The organism is Xaviernesmea rhizosphaerae (genome assembly GCF_001938945.1).
GTDB classification, from domain to species: Bacteria; Pseudomonadota; Alphaproteobacteria; order Rhizobiales; family Rhizobiaceae; genus Xaviernesmea; species Xaviernesmea rhizosphaerae.
In genome coordinates this window covers 118,552-136,036 of sequence record NZ_MKIO01000031.1, presented here as the reverse complement: position 1 = coordinate 136,036, position 17,485 = coordinate 118,552, and the positions used below count along the sequence as shown (strand labels likewise).

General features: G+C 65.0%; 15 protein-coding genes. 10 read left to right on the top strand and 5 right to left on the bottom strand.

The features are described 5' to 3' along the window. The first annotated feature begins 72 nt into the window (after positions 1–72). Positions 73–1,047, top strand: a complete 975-nt coding sequence (locus tag BJF92_RS13910; RefSeq protein WP_075635340.1) for a sugar-binding transcriptional regulator — start codon at positions 73–75, stop codon at positions 1,045–1,047. 477 nt (positions 1,048–1,524) lie between these two features. On the opposite strand, the gene BJF92_RS13905 is transcribed toward BJF92_RS13910, so the two are convergent. Further along, positions 1,525–2,208: a TetR family transcriptional regulator C-terminal domain-containing protein gene (locus tag BJF92_RS13905; protein WP_078058023.1), complete on the bottom strand. Its 684-nt coding sequence runs from the start codon at positions 2,206–2,208 to the stop codon at positions 1,525–1,527. 368 nt (positions 2,209–2,576) lie between these two features. On the opposite strand from BJF92_RS13905, the gene BJF92_RS13900 reads away from it, so the two are divergent. From BJF92_RS13900 to BJF92_RS13860, 9 genes are read left to right on the top strand one after another with little or no spacing between them, the layout of a single operon-like run. Further along, positions 2,577–3,632 carry a BMP family ABC transporter substrate-binding protein gene (locus BJF92_RS13900; protein WP_075635339.1) on the top strand — a complete coding sequence of 352 codons (1,056 nt, stop codon included), beginning with the start codon at positions 2,577–2,579 and terminating at the stop codon, positions 3,630–3,632. Between the two features lie 58 nt (positions 3,633–3,690). Continuing rightward, complete coding sequence (locus BJF92_RS13895) at positions 3,691–5,289, top strand: ABC transporter ATP-binding protein (RefSeq protein WP_075635338.1); 1,599 nt, start codon at positions 3,691–3,693, stop codon at positions 5,287–5,289. Beyond that, positions 5,286–6,323: an ABC transporter permease gene (locus BJF92_RS13890; RefSeq protein ID WP_075635337.1), complete on the top strand. Its 1,038-nt coding sequence runs from the start codon at positions 5,286–5,288 to the stop codon at positions 6,321–6,323. The genes BJF92_RS13895 and BJF92_RS13890 overlap by 4 nt, the downstream gene beginning before the upstream one ends. Continuing rightward, on the top strand, positions 6,320–7,213 hold the full coding sequence (locus BJF92_RS13885) for an ABC transporter permease (RefSeq protein ID WP_075635336.1): 894 nt from the start codon (positions 6,320–6,322) through the stop codon (positions 7,211–7,213). Before BJF92_RS13890 ends, BJF92_RS13885 begins: the two co-directional genes overlap by 4 nt. A gap of 7 nt (positions 7,214–7,220) precedes the next feature. Continuing rightward, positions 7,221–7,661 carry a VOC family protein gene (locus BJF92_RS13880; RefSeq protein WP_075635335.1) on the top strand — a complete coding sequence of 147 codons (441 nt, stop codon included), beginning with the start codon at positions 7,221–7,223 and terminating at the stop codon, positions 7,659–7,661. Positions 7,662–7,663: 2 nt separating this feature from the next. Then, a complete protein-coding gene (locus tag BJF92_RS13875; RefSeq protein ID WP_075635334.1) occupies positions 7,664–8,605 on the top strand; it encodes a nucleoside hydrolase in 942 nt (313 codons plus the stop codon). Further along, on the top strand, positions 8,602–10,125 hold the full coding sequence (locus BJF92_RS13870; protein WP_075635333.1) for an amidohydrolase family protein: 1,524 nt from the start codon (positions 8,602–8,604) through the stop codon (positions 10,123–10,125). The genes BJF92_RS13875 and BJF92_RS13870 overlap by 4 nt, the downstream gene beginning before the upstream one ends. 11 nt (positions 10,126–10,136) lie before the next feature. Then, positions 10,137–11,078, top strand: coding sequence for a nucleoside hydrolase (locus BJF92_RS13865; protein WP_075635332.1), 942 nt, complete (start codon positions 10,137–10,139; stop codon positions 11,076–11,078). Positions 11,079–11,107: 29 nt separating this feature from the next. Then, the gene (locus tag BJF92_RS13860; RefSeq protein ID WP_075635539.1) at positions 11,108–12,448 is read left to right on the top strand and encodes a thymidine phosphorylase; all 1,341 of its coding nucleotides are present in this window, start codon (positions 11,108–11,110) and stop codon (positions 12,446–12,448) included. 328 nt (positions 12,449–12,776) lie between these two features. On the opposite strand, the gene BJF92_RS13855 is transcribed toward BJF92_RS13860, so the two are convergent. From BJF92_RS13855 to BJF92_RS13840, 4 genes are all read right to left on the bottom strand, one after another. After that, the gene (locus tag BJF92_RS13855) at positions 12,777–14,408 is read right to left on the bottom strand and encodes an FGGY-family carbohydrate kinase (RefSeq protein WP_075635538.1); all 1,632 of its coding nucleotides are present in this window, start codon (positions 14,406–14,408) and stop codon (positions 12,777–12,779) included. Positions 14,409–14,553: 145 nt separating this feature from the next. Next, the gene (locus BJF92_RS13850; protein WP_075635537.1) at positions 14,554–15,282 is read right to left on the bottom strand and encodes an SDR family oxidoreductase; all 729 of its coding nucleotides are present in this window, start codon (positions 15,280–15,282) and stop codon (positions 14,554–14,556) included. A gap of 119 nt (positions 15,283–15,401) precedes the next feature. Further along, positions 15,402–16,664, bottom strand: a complete 1,263-nt coding sequence (locus tag BJF92_RS13845) for a sugar ABC transporter permease (protein ID WP_075635331.1) — start codon at positions 16,662–16,664, stop codon at positions 15,402–15,404. Then, the gene (locus BJF92_RS13840) at positions 16,661–17,482 is read right to left on the bottom strand and encodes an ATP-binding cassette domain-containing protein (protein ID WP_075635330.1); all 822 of its coding nucleotides are present in this window, start codon (positions 17,480–17,482) and stop codon (positions 16,661–16,663) included. The genes BJF92_RS13845 and BJF92_RS13840 overlap by 4 nt, the downstream gene beginning before the upstream one ends. Positions 17,483–17,485 lie beyond the last annotated feature (3 nt).

Sequence of the window (17,485 nt, the reverse complement as noted above, 5' to 3'; positions counted from 1 at the left end):
CGAATGGCCTATTGATAGGATGCCTGTTACAATTGTCAATCAAAATTACATTTGTACTGAGAGGATGCGGAAATGAGTGACGGGGACGAAGAGCTGATGGTGCGGGCTGCATGGTACTATTATGTCGGCGGGCTCAACCAGGAGGCGACGGCCTCTCGCCTCGGACTGACACGGGCGCGCGTCAACAAGATGCTGGGCGAAGCGCGCGAAACCGGGCTGGTCAGCATCTCTATCGATCACCAGCGCGTCGGGGTCATGCCGGTCGAAACCGAGATAGAGCAGCGCTTCGGTCTGGAATTCTGCACCTCCACCCCGGCTTTCGGCTTCGACGCGATGAAAGCGGATGCCGAGTTGCGCCAGCAGATTGCCCTTCGCGCCGTCGGCGTGGCGGCCGCGAACCACCTCAAGCGGCTTCTGGAGGAGAACGACCCCATCACCGTGGGCACTGGCTGGGGCCGCACCATCGAGCAGATGACGCTACAGCTGGCAGGTGTACGCGCGCCCCATGCCCGCTTCATCTCGATGATGGGTTCGCTCACGGCAAACAATGCCTATAACCCGTTCGAGGTGGTTCACACGCTCGCCCGGCGCACGGGCGGAGAAGGCTTCTTTCTGCCCGTGCCCTTCATTGCCGACTCAGTGGAGGACCGCAAAGTGCTTGTTTCGCAGCGTTCCGTGGTCAAGGCGATGGAGATCGCCCGCTCCGCTGCCGTCTGCTTCATCAGCGCAGGCGAGTTGACCGAGCAGTCGCTCCTGCGCCGCCAGGGGATGATCAGCCGGGCCGATCTCGACAGCCTGCATGCGGCGGGCGCGGTCGGCGACACCAACGGCATCTTCTTCGACGACTGCGGGCGCCAGGTCAAACATGATCTGAACGACCGGACGATCGCGCTCGGTTTCGAGGAGTTGAAGCGGCTGAAGGTCATCCTGCTGATCGCGGGCGAGGAAAAGGCACAGGCCGCACGTGCGCTTTTGCGCAGCGGCATGGTCAGCGGCCTCATTATCGATGGCGATGCGGCGCTGAGGCTGGAGGCGCTTGGGGGCTAGGGTCAGGACTCATTAAATTCATGCCATCTGTTCGCGCGCATGGGATTGGATGGAAGCAAACAAGCGCAAGGCAAGGCTTTCAGCCTTGTCGAGCATTGTTTGCGATCAGCCGGCCCATGCGCGCGAACCCTTCGGGCGGGACGGATTTTGCGCCTGGACTGCGTCGGAAATCCTTGAAAATGCCCCACATTTCCTGCGGCTTCCCTCCTTGCCAGACACAAAATCCGTCCCGCAGATGACATGAATTTAATGGGTCCTGACCCTAGGCGCCAGGCCGCAGAAAGTCTGACGCCGCGACACTGGATATGCGGGGCACGCCGGATAGCAAGGACTGGCGGCCTCTGTCTCAAAGCAATGCGCGTCAGAAATGGCGTCGATGCCACCCTTTTGCAGCGCAGACTGGCGAACCTTCAGGAAACCCATGCCGTCCATCGCCGCTTTCCGGCACTGTCTAGAGCTTTCAACCGATAGCAACCGTCAAGGATCTGAAGAGGCCTTTCCCGGTCTCAGGCCTCGCAGTACCGTTTCCACGATTGTGCGGGCAGCATCCTCATAATCAGAGGGCGACAACCTGGGTTTCTCCAACGTATCGCAGGTGATCTTCTCGAAATTGGTATAGAACTGCGTTGTGGACCAGAGCACGATGAAGAGATGACGTGGATTGACGGGCCGCATGCGCCCCTCGGCGACCCATTGCTCGATGATCAAGGTCTTCTCAAGAGTGATATCATGCATATGCTTGCGATCCGCCCGGGACAGAAATGGTGCGCCTGAAATGATCTCGTTGGCGAACATCCGGGATTCGTCGGCATTCTTGCGGGCATAGTCGAGCTTCTCGCGGACATAGGCTTCAAGCGCCTCGAAAGGGTCGGCGTCGGCCCTGATGTGGCGCAAGGCCTTGTCCCAGCCGGCGATCAGGTGCCGGATTGCCGCACGATAGATCTCTTCCTTGGTGTTGAAATAATAATAGAGATTGGCCTTGGGCAGCCCTGCCCGCTCGGCGATCTCGGTCGCGCGCGTGCCGTCGAAGCCCTTCTTGGCGAAGAGCGTGGTCGCGGCGCGCAGGATTGCCTTCTCGTTGCGCTGTCGAATGCGCTCCTCCCCCCTGGCCGCCCCCGCCTGCTCGCCCGCCTTCGCTCGGGGCCCCGCCTTCTTCGCCATAGACGCCGTCCATCTCCAAATTTTTATCAAATTGCCGCCGAATTAGGCGCGAACTGCGCAATTTTTACGCTCTTAAGCCGCCTATGTTATCAATATATTTCAGTGGGTTGGTTTGCAAATTTTTTTGACCGGATGGTCATAATTCCGCCTCCCATAAATTGACACTTCGGTCAGCTTTTGTTTAACCTCTCTTCAAGGGCCGGGACAAGAACAAGACGGCTCGGGGTGAACGGCAAATCAGAAGACAGCGTGATCGGAACGAAACCGGCCTTCGGGACGGACGACCTCAGCTGGCCTGTCGCTAGCGCTCTTCCCCCATGATCAAAGCGCCCCGAAACCGCGGCGCCGAGCCAGAGGAAGGAACAGACATGACCGAGATTCATGATGCGATATCGTCTTCCCCGAACGGCCTCAGGCGCCGGGATTTCCTGAAGGGCGCCGCTGTCGCCGTTGCGGGCATCGGCTTGTTGCCGCAGCTCGCCTTGGCGCAAGGCGCGATCGTGGCGCTGGTGCACACGCAGGCCGCCGGTGACAACGGCCCTGTCGATTCGATGATCGCCAAGCTCAACGCCATCGCCGCTGAGAGGGGATTTACCCCGCGCATCGTCTATGCGTCCGATGCCGCGACCTATGAGACGATCTTCCGCACACTCGGGGATGCCGGCGCCGCCGTGATCGTGTCCACCTTCAACGAGGTGGCGGAGGCCTTCAAGGCGCTTGCGCCCGAATATCCGGATACCAAGTGGATCCAGCTGTTCGGCGATCCGATCGAGCCGTCGCTGCCCAATGTTGTCACAGTTTCCTATGACTACTATCTCGGCTGTTATCTGTCCGGCCTGTTCGGCGCGATGATGTCGCCATTGGGCAAGCTCGGCTATATCGGCGGCATCTCGCTGCCGCCGCTCAATGCCGACGCCAACGCCATCAAGGCGGCGATGACGACGGTGAAGCCCGATGCCACGTTGACGGTGGCCTTTGCCGGTTCGTTTCAGGACCCTGCCAAGGGCCAGGAAATCGCCACGCAGATGTACAAGAACGGCGTCGATTACATCCAGACAGATTCCGCCGCGACCGATGCCGGCATCATCGCCGCCGCCAATGAAATTCCCGGCAAGCTCGTCAGCGGCATTTCCCCGGCGCAATACAAGCTCGGCCCGAAATCCGTCGCTGCCATCGTGTCGCTCGACTTCGGTCAGTCGCTCTACAACGAGGTTGCCGCGACGCTGAAGGACGGCTGGAAGGGCGGACATACCAAGACAGGTCTTGGAACCGGGGTCATCGACTTCATCCTGTCGCCCGTTTTCGTCGACCAGGGCGATCCGGCTCTGGTGGCCAAAGCCAAGGAGGTCTGGCCGAAGATCGAGGAAGCCCGCGCCAGGATTCTCGACGGCTCACTTGCCGTTCCCTTCAACACCACGCTGTGAGGCCATCCGGTGGCGGCGCGCCCGCGCTCTCTTTTCGTCTCGAAGGGGTTTTGAACGCATGAACAGCGGATCGGTTGCGCCACCGGCTTGGCAATGCCGGGCGATGACGGTCGCCTATGGCGACTTCATCGCACTCGATGGCATCGACGTCGGCTTCGAACGAGGCCGGATACACGCTGTCGTCGGCCAGAACGGGGCGGGCAAGACCACGTTCGCCCGCGCCATCGCCGGCATCGTGCGCCCAAGGCAGGGGCAGATCCTGGTTGATGGCCTGGAGATCGAGCCTGGCAAGGTGCGTGCGGCGCGCGATGCCGGCGTGGAACTGGTGCATCAGAGTTTTGCCCTGCCACCTTCCTTCACCATTGCCGAGGCGATGGAGTTCGGCACGCGCAAGCATGGACAGCTCTTTACCGCATCGGGATTGGCCCGCCGCTGGACGCAGCATCTGGCGGAACTGGACGTGACTGCCGATGTCAGGTCGCGGATCCGCGATCTGCCGGTGGAAACCCAGCAGGGGGTGGAGATCGCCAGGGCGCTGGTGACGGAGGCCGACCTCCTGATCCTCGACGAGCCGACCGCCGTTCTCTCGCCCTCGGGGGTGGAGCGCCTGTTCGAACGCGTCCGCCGGCTGAAGGCGCGCGGCGTCACCGTCATCCTGATCCTGCACAAGATCCGCGAAGTGCTGGCGATCGCAGACACCGTCACCGTCCTGCGCGGCGGGCGGCTGGTGGCGGCGGGCCTTGCGCGGCAGGCGCTCGATCCGGTCGCGCTGTCGGACCTCATCATCGGCGGCCCCGCTGCGCAAGGCGCGGAGGCTGCCGTCGGGCTGGCCGCAGGCGCCCCGGCCGAGCACGCTGTGGCCCGTCAGACGGCAGCAATCGAGCCCATCGCGCGCCTCGAAGACATAACGACCGAAGGCAGAGCAGAAGCGCCGGCGCTCGACCATGCCTCCGTTGCGCTTCATGCCGGGGAAATCCTCGGCGTCGCCGGGGTCGAGGGCAATGGCCAGCGCAGTCTGGTGGAAGCGCTTTGCGGCCTGGCGAAACTGAAGGAGGGCCGCATCATGATGGGCGGCCGCGACATCAGCCGGGAGGACCTGGGTGAGCGGCGAAAGCAAGGTCTCAGGGTCATCCCCTTCGAGCGCAATTCCGAAGGCCTCAGCCTGTCGAGCGCGCTTTGGGAGAACTGGGCGGCAAGCCGGCTTCTCGCAGGCCCGCTGCTCTCCTATATCCGCCCTCAGAGGTTGCGGGCGCAGGCGCGCGCCGCCTTCGATCGCTGGAGCGTGCGATATGCCGGCCCGTCACAGCCGGCCGGCGCGCTTTCCGGCGGCAATGCGCAAAAGGTCATCTTCTCCCGCGAACTCGATGGGCAGGTGCGGCTGATCATCGCCGCGCAGCCCACGCGAGGGCTTGATATCGGCGCCACCGCCTTCGTCTGGAAAGCCCTGCGCGAGGCCCGGGATACGGGCGCGGCCGTGCTCATGATCTCCTCCGATCTCGATGAACTCTTCGATACTGCCGACCGGCTGATCGTCATGCTCTCAGGCCGCGTCGTCGCGGAGTTTCGCCCGCCCTACGATATGGCGCGCGTGGGCGCTGCCATGACCGGCGCGGTGACGGAGGCGCTTTCCGAGCCCCTTACCGGAGCAAGGCCATGAGTGCCACGTTAACGATTCTGCTTCGCACTGCGATCTTCATTCTCGTCGCGCTGGCGCTCTGCGGCCTGATCTTCCAGGCTGCGGGATACTCCGCGCTCGATATGTTCGCGAGCATTCTCGATGGCGCCTTCCTGCGAAAGGGCGGCCTCAGCCAGTGCCTGAGATGGGCGCTGCCGCTGTTCATTACCGCCACAGGCGTCGTGCTGTCGTTCCGCTGCGGCTTCTTCAACATCGGCGCGCAGGGACAATTCTACATGGGCGCAATTGCCGCCACGGCGATGGCAAGCTGGCTCAACGGCATGCCGGTCGCCGTGCTGGTGCCGGTGTCGATCCTGTCGGGCATGGCCGGCGGCGCGCTCTGGGCGCTGTGGCCTGGCATCCTGCGTTTCCGCTGGGGCACGGACGAGGTGATCACCACGCTGATGGGCAACTTCATCGCCGGCCTCATCCTCGTCTATGTCACCACGGGGCCGCTCAAGGACCCGTCGGGCTCCGGCCAGCAATCCTCCAGCAAGCCGCTGGCTGCCGCCTACCGCATCTCCAACTCGATGGGCTTGTCGCCGACGATCATCGCCATCAGTCTCGTCGTCGGCATCGGCATGTGGCTCCTGATCAACCGCACGGCCTTCGGCGTGCTCGGCGGGCTTGCCGGGCGCAACCCGGAAATGTTGCGCTGGCAGGGCGCCAGGATGTGGAAATTCGGGCTCGCGAGTTTCATGGTGTCGGGCGCGCTTGCCGGCCTGGCTGGTGCCATTGAGGTCTTCGGACCGAATGGACGGCTGGTCGGGGGCTTCCTGCCGACGCATGGCTTCACCGCCGTTCTGATCGCGCTCGTCGCCAATCTGTCGATCACGGGAACAGCGGTGGCTGCCCTGTTCTTCGGAGGACTTGCCTCCGCGGCTCTCTACCTGCCGATCATGGCCGGCCTTCCCTCGGCGGCAATCGACATCATCAACGCGGCGATCGCCCTGTTCATCACCGCCAAGTCGCGCATGATCGACCGGATGTTCAGCGCCAGGGGGAAGACGCCATGATCGATTTCATCGTCGCGGTCCTGCGCTCGGGCACCCCGCTGGTCTATGTCGCGCTGGCCGGTATGATCGCCCAGCGGGCCGGGCTTTGGCATCTCGGCCTGGAAGGCATCATGATCATCGGCTGCTGCGCCACGATCATCGGCATCGTGCTGACCGGCTCCTATGCGCTGGCGATCCTCATTGCCTGCGTCCTGTGCATCCTCGCCTCGATGCTGCTCTGGTTCGTCATCGAAAAACTGAAGGCCAACCCAATCATTGCCGGCCTCGGCCTGACCGGCTTCGGCGTTGGCGGAACGGCGCTCGCGGCGCAGTCGATCTTCGGCAGCCAGGCGGCGGTCACCGCGCCCTTCGGTGCGCCGCGGCTCGGCGACAGTTTCGGCGCCTTCGCCTCTCTGTCGATCTTCGTCGCCGCCATGCCCGCGGTCGTCGCACTCCTGTGGGTACTCCTCAGGCGCACGCGCTTCGGGCTGCAGCTTGCGGCCTGCGGGGAACATCCCTTCGCTGCGCGCAGCCTCGGCATCGACCCTGAGCGCATCCGCCTGTTTGCGTTGTGCGTCGGCGGCGTGCTCTGCGCCATCGGCGGCGCGGAACTTGCGTCCGGCAGTCTGCAGATCTTCGCGCAGAACATGACGGCCGGGCGCGGCTTCATGGGGTTTGCGGCCGTCGTTTTCGGTGCGGCCCATCCCGTCTGGACCGCGCTGGCTGCCTTGTTCTTCTCGCTCGTCGGTGCCATCGGCATCCGGGCGCAGATCCTGTTCGGCGATGCCGTGCCGCATGATCTCCTGCTGGCCCTCCCCTATCTCGCGACCGTTCTCGGCGTGTGGATCTCCGGTCGCCTGCGCGGCGGCGCAAAGGGTGCCAACGGCTTTTCCGAACTCCGCGATTATTGAGGATCTTATGCACCCTTTCGCACAACGCCACGCGATCAGCGACATCTGCGTCCTGGTCAAGGATCTCGAGGCGTCGATCGCCTTTTATCGCGACCGACTCGGCTTCCGCCTGCTGCACCGCGCGCCGGGCTTTGCCGATTTCTCCGGCGCGGGCCTGACGCTGGCCCTGTGGGAGGGGACTCATATTCACGCGCATGCTGGCGTCGAGGTGACCGAGGCAAGGCCGGCGAGCCTGCTGATCGCGGTGCGTCTCGACAGCTTTGCAGCGCTCGACGAGGCCTATGCCGAACTCGTTGCCGCCGGTGTCGTCTTCACCGCACCGCCACGCGATTATGTCTGGAATGCGCGCTGCGCCTATTTCGCCGGACCAGACGGGGAGATCTGGGAGCTTTACGCATGGCTCCCCGGCGGCGCGCCGGGCGCGCTCAACGCCGGCGAAGGAGCGTGAACATGGCCGAACGCGTGATCATCCTGACCGATCCCGGGCAGGATCAGGCCGCCGCCATCCTGATGATGCTCGGTGCGCCCGAGGTCTTCGAGGTGCTCGGCCTGGTGGCCACGGCCGGCAATATCGATCTCGCCCACACGCTGCGCAATTGCCTGAAGCTCCTGGAGCTGACGGGGTGCACCGACATCCCTGTCTTTGCAGGCTGCCCGCGGCCGATCCGGCGCCCGCTCGTCATGGCCGAGCATGTGCACGGGCCGACCGGCCTTGACGGACCGGATTTGCCCGAACCCTGGATGTCAGCCGATCCGAGGCATGGCGTGCGCTTCATCATCGAGACCATTCTCGCAAACCCGCCTGATACGATCACCATCGTCTCGCTGTCGCCGCTGACCAATCTCGCCATGGCACTCATAGAAGCGCCTGAAATCACCGGTCGCATCCGCCGGGTCGTCGCCATGGCGGGCGCCTATTTCGAGGTCGGCAACATTACGCCGACGGCCGAGTTCAATGTCTATGTCGATCCGGAAGCTGCCGATATCGTGCTGCGCGCCGGTCTTGACCTGACGCTGCTTCCGCTCGACGTGACGCACAAAATGCTCTCGACGCCGCAGCGGCTGGGTGCTTTTGCAGCACTCGGCAATCGTTGCGGGCCGGCACTGGCCGAGATGCTGCGCTTTTCGGAAGCCTTCGACCTCAGGAAATATGGCTGGGAGGGCGCTCCGCTGCACGGGCCCTGCGTGCCGGCCTACATGATGGCGCCGGACATATTCTCCGGCCGCCGCATCAACGTCTCTGTCGAAACCGGCTCGGAGTTGACGCTGGGCATGACCGCCGCCGACTGGTGGGGCATTACGGAGCGGCCGAAAAACGTCTTCTACGTCCGCGACGGCGATCCGGTGGCTTATTACCACCTGCTGACCCATTGCGTGGGCCGCCTGCCATGACCGCGCTTCTGGTGCGCGGCGCGCAGATCCTGACCATGGCACGGGGCCAGACCGGCGCCTTTGCCGGCGACATGCTGGTGCGCGACGGCAGGATCGAGACCATCGGCCAGGGAATAGAACCGCCGGACGGGGCAGAGATCATCGAAGGACGCGGCAGGCTGCTGATGCCGGGCCTCGTCAACGCCCACACCCATTCGTCGGAGACCTTCTTTCGCGGCCGCTACGAGAAGATGCCGCTGGAGATCTGGCTGCTCTATGCCTATCCCTTCTTCGACAATCGTCCGGTGCCGCCGCGCCTGCTCTACCTCCGGACGCTATTGCTGGCGATGGAATCATTGAAATCCGGCGTGACCATGCTGTCGGACGATTTTTTCGAAACGCCCGGCCACGATCTCGACCGTCTCGGCCTCGTCTTCGACGCCTATGACCACGCTGGCATCCGCGCCAACATTTCGAGCGCGGTGATGAACGTTCCGGCGCTCGACGCCCTGCCCTATGCCCGCGAGATCGTGCCGCGCGACCTCGCCGCCCGGCTCGACGCCTTCACGCCGATTTCGGTCCAGGCCTGTCTCGAATTCTGCGAACGCGTTTTTTCCCGGCTGCATAGTCGCGCCAATGGCCGTCTGCGCTTCATGCTGGCGCCGTCGGCACCGCAGCGCTGCACGCCCGAACTGATGACAGCGCTTCACGCGCTCAGCCGGCGGCACGGCGTGCCCTATCACACGCATGTTCTGGAGACCAAGACCCAGGCCGTGACCGGCCCGGATCTCTACGGCAGATCCCTGATCCACTACTTTGCCGATCTCGGCCTGCTCGGGCCGAACATGGTGATCGCCCATTCGGTCTGGGTCAGCGATGCCGACATCGCGCTGATGGGCGAGGCTGGCGTCGCGGTGGCGCACAATGCCGTCTCCAACCTCAAGCTCGGCGCGGGCATTGCGCCGGTGCGCAGGCTGCTCGATGCCGGCGTGGCGGTCGGGCTCGGCACGGATGGTCTCAGCTCCAACGACACGGCGCGCATCTTCGACGTGATGCGCGTGGCGGCGCTGGTGCAGTCCGCCACGGGCCCGGATCCGCAGGACTGGCTGAGCGCGCGGGAGATCCTGCAGGCCGCAACGCTTGGCGGCGCGCGCACCGCGCTGCTCGATCGAGTGACGGGTTCGCTGGAGGCCGGAAAGGCCGCCGATTTCATCCTGCTCGATATGGGAAGCACCTCCTTCCTGCCGTTCAACGATGTCGAGAAACATCTGGTCTACGCCGAAAACGGCGGCTCGGTGGAGACCGTCGTCGTGGATGGCAAGATCGTCATGCGCGACCGTAAGCTCCTGACCGTGGATGAGGATGCCGTGCTTGCCGAGATAGCGGAAACCGTGCCGCCGCTCCTGGCCGAGCACGCGCGCGTAGAGGCGCAGAACCGCGTCCTCGAGCCGTTCATGCAGGAAATCCACCGCCGCGCCACAGCGCAAGATATCGGAATGCAGCGCTATGCCGGCGACATGCCGTCCTGGCGGCACGGATGAAGGAGTCGACCATGCTACCGCAGAAAATCATCATCGACACAGATCCCGGCCAGGATGACGCGGTCGCCCTGCTGCTGGCGCTCGCCTCGCCGGAGCTTTCGGTCGAAGGCGTCGTCACGGTTGCGGGCAACGTGCCGCTCGACCGCACGACCTACAATGCCCGGCAGGTGCTGGAGCTGGCGGGCCGCACCGACGTGCCGCTCCATGCAGGCGCGGCCCGGCCGATGCGGCGCGATCTGGTGACCGCAGAGCATGTGCACGGGCCGACCGGGCTGGACGGACCTTCCCTTCCTGTTCCCACCATGCCGGTGCGCGACAAGCACGGCGTCGATTTCCTGATCGAGTCCTTTCGCGCTGCCACGCCTGGGGAACTGTCGCTGGTCACGCTCGGCCCGCTCACCAACATCGCCATGGCGCTGGTCAAGGCGCCCGATATCGCCGCCCGCATCGGCCGCATCGTCATGATCGCCGGCACGCGTCTCGAAGGCGGCAACATTACGCCAGCCGCCGCCTTCAACGAATATGTCGATCCCGAAGCCGCCGACCTCGTGCTGCGCAGCGGTTTGCCCATCACCATGGTGCCGATGGACGTCACCCATCGCTGCCTCAGCACGAAGGCGCGACTGGATGCCCTTCGCGCACTGGGCAATCGCGCGGCGGTGGCTGCGGCAGAGATGCTGTCCTTCTCGGAGGCCTTCGACATGCAGAAATATGGCTGGGAGGCTGCGCCGCTGCACGATCCCTGCGCTATCGCCTTCCTATTGCGGCCGGACATCTTCACCGGTCGCAAGGTCCATGTCGGCATCGAGCTGAAGGGCGAGCTGACCTATGGCATGAGCGTGGTGGACTGGTGGCGGGTGACCGATCGCGTCCCGAATGTCGATTTCCTGCACGATATCGACGCCCATGCCTTTTACGCGCTGCTGACCCAGCGGCTTGCCCGCCTTCCCTGAAAAATCTCTTCCGAACGGAGCCCATGGACATGAGCGTCAGCGACGAGCCGTTCCTCCCGCAGGCCGTCATCCGCAAGAAGAGAGACCGAGAGGAACTCGGCGAGGAGGATTTTCGCCGGTTCATGGCCGGCGCGGTTGACGGATCGGTCTCCGAAGGCCAGATCGGCGCTTTCACTATGGCCGTCTATCTCAACGGCATGACTGCGGACGAGCGGGTACGCTATGCCCTGGCCATGCGTGATTCCGGCCGGGTTCTGGACTGGAGCGCGGTGGGGCTTTCCGGTGCGACGCTGATCGACAAGCATTCGAGCGGCGGTGTGGGAGACGAGAAGGTGAGCCTGATCGTCGCGCCCCTGGTTGCGGCCTGCGGCATCCACATGCCGATGATCTCCGCGCGCGGCCTTGGCTATACCGGTGGTGAGGTCGATCTGCTGGATGCCATTCCCGGCTACGACATCGCGCCGCCCACGGCGCTGTTCATGGAAGCGGTCAAGGAGATCGGCTGCGCGATCATCGGCCCGACGCCCGAGCTGGCGCCGGCGGACCGGCCGATCTACTATGTGCGCGATGTCGCCGCGACGGTCGAGAGCATTCCGCTGATCACCGGCTCGATCCTGTCGAAGAAGCTTGCGGCCGGTATCAGCGGCCTGGTGATGACAGTGCCGTACGGCTCGGGCGCCTTCATGGCCGATAAAGACGACGCCATGGCGCTTGCCGAAAGCCTGATCGCTGTGGCCAAGGGCGCCGGACTCAAGATGACGGCGCTTCTGAGCGACCTCTCGCAGATCCTGGGCGACAGCGTCGGTTCTGCCCTTCAGCTTCGCGAGGTGATTGCCTTCCTGCGTGGCGACGCGCGCGAACGGCGCCTTCTGGAGACCGTGCTCGCTCTGTCGGAAGAGATCCTGCTGATGGGCGCCATCGCGCAGAGCCGCCCGGAGGCGCGGCGCATGGCGATGACACGGCTCGATGACTGCAGCGCCCTGGCCTGCTTCGCCGCCATGGTGCAAAAACTGGGCGGGCCGGACAACTTCATCGTCGATCCGGATGCCCACCTACCGCGCGCAGCGATCATCGCACCGGTTCATCCCGACATGGAGGGGTATGTTGCAGCCATGGACTGCCAAGCCATTGGCTTTGCCCTCGTCGCCATCGGCGCCGGGCGCAAGCGGCCGGGGGACGCGATTGACCATGCGGTCGGTCTTTCCGGCATTGCGCAGGTCGGAACGAAGGTCGACAAGGACAAGCCGCTCTGTACGCTGCATGCGGTAAACCAGAACGATTGGCACCGGGCGGCGAGCGCCATCCGCGCCGCCATAACGCTTTCCCAGACGAGAAGCGCCGAACGAAAGGTGATTGACGGACGGATGTGACGCGGAGCATCAAGAAAATCCGCTGAGAACAACGATCTAGAGCATCGGACTGAAAACAGTCCTCAGTGCGATGCTCTAGATTTTTGTTTTTGCATCGGATTTTTCCGAAAACCGGTTCCCACTTTTCGGTCCGATGCTCTAGGGTTAAGACCCTTGGCGGAGGCTCTGCGTTTCAAGGCCACCATTCCCGTCGGCGGCAAAGCCGGCACGCGGAGGCCTCCAGCAGGATTGCAGCCGCCTGATGGCGGCTATTTTTCACATCTCAAGCGGCTCCAGACTGAGATCCTCTTTCTGCCGGCGGCAGATCCGATGCTCATGGGGCCTGACCCTAGCAGCCGCGCACAGTCCGTGCCGCCTCCTGCAACGTCCGGAAGGCTTCGTAGCGCGCTGCGTGCACAGCAGCCACCGCGCCGTCGGTAGGCGTGTAAACGCGGTCTGCGGCTGAGAGGGCATGCATGGCGCTGCGGGCATCGGCGAAGCTGCCGGCCGCCAGCGCGCCCAGAAGAGCGGCGCCGAGCAGCACGGGCTCGCCCGCTTCAGGCGCCACGACAGGCTTGCCCGTGGCATCGGCCAGCAATTGCCGCACGAAATCATGCTGTCCTGCCCCGCCGCTGATGACGATACGGGCGATGTCGGCGCCGGATTGTGCCTGAGCGTCGATAATCTCTTTCAGCCCGTAGCCGATGCCGCAGAGGCCGGCGACATAGAGCGCGACCAGGCTTTCCTCATCGCGGTCCATGCCGAGGCCGGCAATGACGGCGCGGGCATGGGGATCGGCGAAGGGCGCACGATTGCCGAGGAATTCGGGAACGACATGCAGGCCCTTGACCAGATGCACCGCCTGAGATGGGTCTGCCACGCTGGCCTGTGCCAGTTCGGCGAGCAGGACGGGCAGCGGCACGCCACGCTCGGCCGCGCGCTCCGCGGCTTTGGGCGCATGCGGATGCAAGGCGAGGAGCTGGTCGATCGCAGCGCCGGCCGCGCTCTGGCCGCCCTCGTTCAGCCACATGCCCGGCACCATGGCCGAATAATAGGGCCCCCAGACGCCGGGCACGAACACCGGCTCAGCCGTGGAGGACATGGTGCAGGAGGAGGTGCCGAAGACATAGGCCATGTTCTCCTCCGGCCGTCCGCCATAGCCGACCGTGCCGATGCCGCCCGCATGGGCATCGATCATGCCGGCGGCAACCGCCGTTCCCGGCTTCAGCCCCAGCTCCGCCGCCGCCGCCGCGCTCAGCCCGCCCGAAAGCGCCGAGCCCGGCTCGACGATCGTCTGGCCGATGCGGGCGAAGCCGTCATCGGCCAGCTCGCCGAGGCCGACCTTGTGAAAATAATCCGCGTCCCAGCGCTTCTCATGCGCCAGATAGGTCCATTTGCAGGTGACGGTGCAGGTCGAGCGGGCGAGATCGCCCGTGGCGCGCCAGGTGAGAAAATCGGCGAGATCGAAGAATTGCCAGGCCGCGTCGAAGATCTGCGGCCGGTTCTCCTTCAGCCAAAGCAGCTTCGGCGTTTCCATCTCGGGCGAGATCCTGCCGCCGACATAGGCGAGCACCGGGTGGCCCGTTGCATTGATGCGTTCGGCCTGCGCGACGGCACGATGGTCCATCCAGACGATAATATCGCGATCAGGGTCCTCGCTGCCTCCGACCGGCAGGGATGCTCCGCCTTCGCCAAGCACCACCAGCGAACAGGTTGCGTCAAAGCCGATGCCGACCACGCTGGCCGGATCGATGCCGGAGCGCGCCACGGCCTCCCGGACGCTCGCGCAGACCGCCTGCCAGATCTCGCGGCTCGACTGTTCGGCGATGTCGCCGGCTTCGCGGTACAGCGTGATGTCGCGCTTGGCCGTGGAAAGCATGGTGCCGTCGAGCGCGAAGAGCCCGGCCCGGGCGCTGCCGGTCCCGACATCGATGCCGACAACATAGGGGACGTTTGACGGGTGCTGTCGCTGGTCTGTCATGGTCATGTCTCGCTTGGCAAGGGTCCGGGCGGGTTCGTCATCGGCGGGACCGTGGCAGCGCCATCCCCCGCTCCGCCTGCCCGGACGGGCGGAGCGACCGCGCGGCGCGCCCGGCTGCGTGTAAGCCGCAGATCAAGGAACGTCGTTAAAGATCGACGCTGTTGGGCACGATCACCAGATCGCGGATGGTGACGTTGCGCGGGCGCGTCAGCATGAAGAGCACGGCGTCGGCCACTTCCTTCGGCTGCATCAGGCTGCCATTGGCCAGCGCCTCGTCCATCTTCTCCTTCGGCCAGTCATCGAGCAGCGCGGTGACGACGGGACCCGGCAGAACCGCGCCGACGCGCACGCCATGCTGCGACACCTGCCGGCGCGTGGAATGGACGAAGGCCTGCACGGCGAATTTCGATGCCGTGTAGATCGGCTCCCAGATCACCGGAACGACGCCGGCGATCGAACTGGTGAACAGGATGTCGCCCGCCTTCTGCGCGATCATGTGCGGCAGCACCGCATGGACGCTGCGGAAGGCGGCGTTGATGTTGAGGTTCAGCATGCGGTCCCAGGCGTCGGGATCGCCTTCCGCGACCGGGCCGCCAACATAGGCGCCGGCATTGGCGTGGAAGATATCGAGGCCGCCGGCGATGTCGAGGATGCGCGGCAGCATGCCGGAGACCTCGGGGCCGTTGAGGAGATCGACCACCAGGGGCTTGGCCCGCTCGCCGATTTCGGCGCACAGCGTCTTCAGACGGTCTTCGGCGCGGTCGATCAGCACCACGGTGGCGCCTGCGGCCACCAGGCTGCGCGCGCATTCCAGACCGATGCCCGAGGCAGCGCCGGTGATGGCCGCGACCTTTCCATTCAGCGATTGCGACATGACGGACTCCATGAATTCCAAGAGATTGAGCCGGGCGTTGGCCATGGCCGCGCCCCGTTGAGAGGGTCTGAGAGCGTCTCCTGCGACACGCTCTCAGACCTGTGCGAAGCGGTTTTCGATCAGGCGCGGCCGTGGCTGACCCGCGAGCGGCGGGCGAGCGAGTCGACAATGACGGCAATGGCCAGCACCGCGCCGGTGATCATGTAGCGCAGCGACGAGCTGAGGTTCAGCAGCGTGAGACCATTGGAGATCGCCTGGATGACGATAATGCCGAGCAGGGCGGAATAGGCGCTGCCGCGACCGCCGAACAGGCTGGTGCCGCCGATGACCGCCGCCGCGATGGCGTTGAGGTTGACGTCGCCCGTGCCGGCCTGCTGGCTGGAGGAGGCGAGACGGGCCGCCGAAAGCATGCCGCCCAGGGCCGCCAGCGTCGAGCAGAGCATGAAGGCGCTCATATAGACGCGGCGAACATTGATGCCTGCCCGGCGGGCGGCCTCGCGATTGCCCCCGACGGCGAACATGGAGCGGCCCCATTGCGTGCGGGTCAGCGCATAGTCGAGCAGCACCACGAGCGCGATCAGCAGGCCGAACATCCACGGCACGCCACGGCCGATGTTCAGATAGAACACCGCGAATTCCAGACCAACGGTCAGAAGGCCGGCCTTGAGGAACAGCGCGCTCAGCGGCGGCGCGGAAAGACCGGCGGCCTGACGTCCGGCGCGCGTGCGCAGCCCCCGCAGCACGATGACGGCGCCGGGAACGAGCGCCAGCAGATGCGACAGCCATCCCGGCATGACATAGATCTGGCCGAAGCGGACCAGCACGGAGGCGAAGGGCAGGTTGATGCTGCCGGTCGGCCCGAGAATGTAAAGCTGAAGCCCGAGAAGCGCGAGCAGGCCGGACAGGGTGGCGATGAAGCTCGGCATGCCCAGGCGATTGTAGAGCACCGCATAGAGCGCGCCGACGCAGGCGCCGGCGGCGAGCCCGGCAAAGAGCGCGACCGGCAGCGGCAGGCCGAGATTGACCCAGAGCACGCCGATCATGGCCGAGGCCAGGCCGCTCATCGAGCCGACCGAAAGATCGATCTCGCCGAGCAGCAGGACGCAGACGATGCCGAGCGAGATGATGCCGACGGTGGCGCAATCGAACAGCAGGTTGACCAGATTGTTGGGCAGCAGGAAGACCGGGTTCAGCACGCTGAAGACCACGGAAATGACGATGAGGCCGATGACGACGGGCAGCATGCCGAGATCGCCGGAGCGGATCTTGTCGAGCGAGGCGCGCAGCATATCGGCGATGCTGTCATCATGGCGCATGCGCACGTCGCTGCGGTCGAGCGGCGCCTGGGGGGATGACGGGGTGGACTGGGCTGGCTTGCTCATGCTGGGCTCCCGGGCTGTTCCTGTGCGTGGCCGGCCTTGCGCTCCGCGCGGCGGGAGACCGAATTTTCGGTCGCGCCGGTGATGGCGGCCACAAGCTCCTGATTGGAGGCATCCGGCGTGAAGACGCCGTTGTTGCGGCCGAGGCGCAGCACGACGATGCGGTCGGCGACCGCGCGCACATCCTCCATATTGTGACTGATGATGATGACCCCGAGGCCGCGATCGCGCACGCGCTCGATCAGGTTCAGCACTTCGGCGGTCTGGGCCACGCCGAGCGCGGCCGTCGGCTCGTCCAGCATGATGATCCTGGGATCGAGCAGCAGCGAGCGGGCGATCGCCACCGTCTGGCGCTGGCCGCCCGAAAGCGAGGCGATCGGCTGGCGCACGGAGGGGATGCGGGCCGCAAGCTCGCGCAGCAGCGTCCAGGCGCGTACCTCCATAGCCACCTCGTCGAGCGCCCAAGGCGACATTTCATGGCCGAGGAAGAGATTGGCCACCACGTCGAGGTTTTCGCACAGCGCCAGATCCTGGAAGACCGTGGCGATGCCGAGCTCCAGCGCCTTGCCGGGACTGTCCAGCGTCGCCGGTTTGCCCAGGAAATCGATGGTGCCGGACGAGGGCTGGTGAACGCCGGCCAGAACCTTGATCAGCGTCGACTTGCCGGCGCCGTTGTCGCCGACCAGCGCGACGACTTCGCCGGCCCTGACATCCAGGTCGATATCGGTGAGCGCCGAGACGGCGCCGAAATTCTTGCAGATCTTGCTCAGCCGCAGAATGGTTTCACCTTTCGCGGGCTTGGCCTGTTGGGTCTGGGTCATGGC

What these genes read in the sequence shown, in the direction of transcription:
- BJF92_RS13910 (WP_075635340.1), top strand. Translation starts at nt 73, where the DNA reads ATGAGTGACGGGGACGAAGAGCTGATGGTGCGGGCTGCATGGTACTAT.
- BJF92_RS13905 (WP_078058023.1), bottom strand. Translation starts at nt 2,208, where the DNA reads ATGGCGAAGAAGGCGGGGCCCCGAGCGAAGGCGGGCGAGCAGGCGGGG.
- BJF92_RS13900 (WP_075635339.1), top strand. Translation starts at nt 2,577, where the DNA reads ATGACCGAGATTCATGATGCGATATCGTCTTCCCCGAACGGCCTCAGG.
- BJF92_RS13895 (WP_075635338.1), top strand. Translation starts at nt 3,691, where the DNA reads ATGAACAGCGGATCGGTTGCGCCACCGGCTTGGCAATGCCGGGCGATG.
- BJF92_RS13890 (WP_075635337.1), top strand. Translation starts at nt 5,286, where the DNA reads ATGAGTGCCACGTTAACGATTCTGCTTCGCACTGCGATCTTCATTCTC.
- BJF92_RS13885 (WP_075635336.1), top strand. Translation starts at nt 6,320, where the DNA reads ATGATCGATTTCATCGTCGCGGTCCTGCGCTCGGGCACCCCGCTGGTC.
- BJF92_RS13880 (WP_075635335.1), top strand. Translation starts at nt 7,221, where the DNA reads ATGCACCCTTTCGCACAACGCCACGCGATCAGCGACATCTGCGTCCTG.
- BJF92_RS13875 (WP_075635334.1), top strand. Translation starts at nt 7,664, where the DNA reads ATGGCCGAACGCGTGATCATCCTGACCGATCCCGGGCAGGATCAGGCC.
- BJF92_RS13870 (WP_075635333.1), top strand. Translation starts at nt 8,602, where the DNA reads ATGACCGCGCTTCTGGTGCGCGGCGCGCAGATCCTGACCATGGCACGG.
- BJF92_RS13865 (WP_075635332.1), top strand. Translation starts at nt 10,137, where the DNA reads ATGCTACCGCAGAAAATCATCATCGACACAGATCCCGGCCAGGATGAC.
- BJF92_RS13860 (WP_075635539.1), top strand. Translation starts at nt 11,108, where the DNA reads ATGAGCGTCAGCGACGAGCCGTTCCTCCCGCAGGCCGTCATCCGCAAG.
- BJF92_RS13855 (WP_075635538.1), bottom strand. Translation starts at nt 14,408, where the DNA reads ATGACAGACCAGCGACAGCACCCGTCAAACGTCCCCTATGTTGTCGGC.
- BJF92_RS13850 (WP_075635537.1), bottom strand. Translation starts at nt 15,282, where the DNA reads ATGTCGCAATCGCTGAATGGAAAGGTCGCGGCCATCACCGGCGCTGCC.
- BJF92_RS13845 (WP_075635331.1), bottom strand. Translation starts at nt 16,664, where the DNA reads ATGAGCAAGCCAGCCCAGTCCACCCCGTCATCCCCCCAGGCGCCGCTC.
- BJF92_RS13840 (WP_075635330.1), bottom strand. Translation starts at nt 17,482, where the DNA reads ATGACCCAGACCCAACAGGCCAAGCCCGCGAAAGGTGAAACCATTCTG.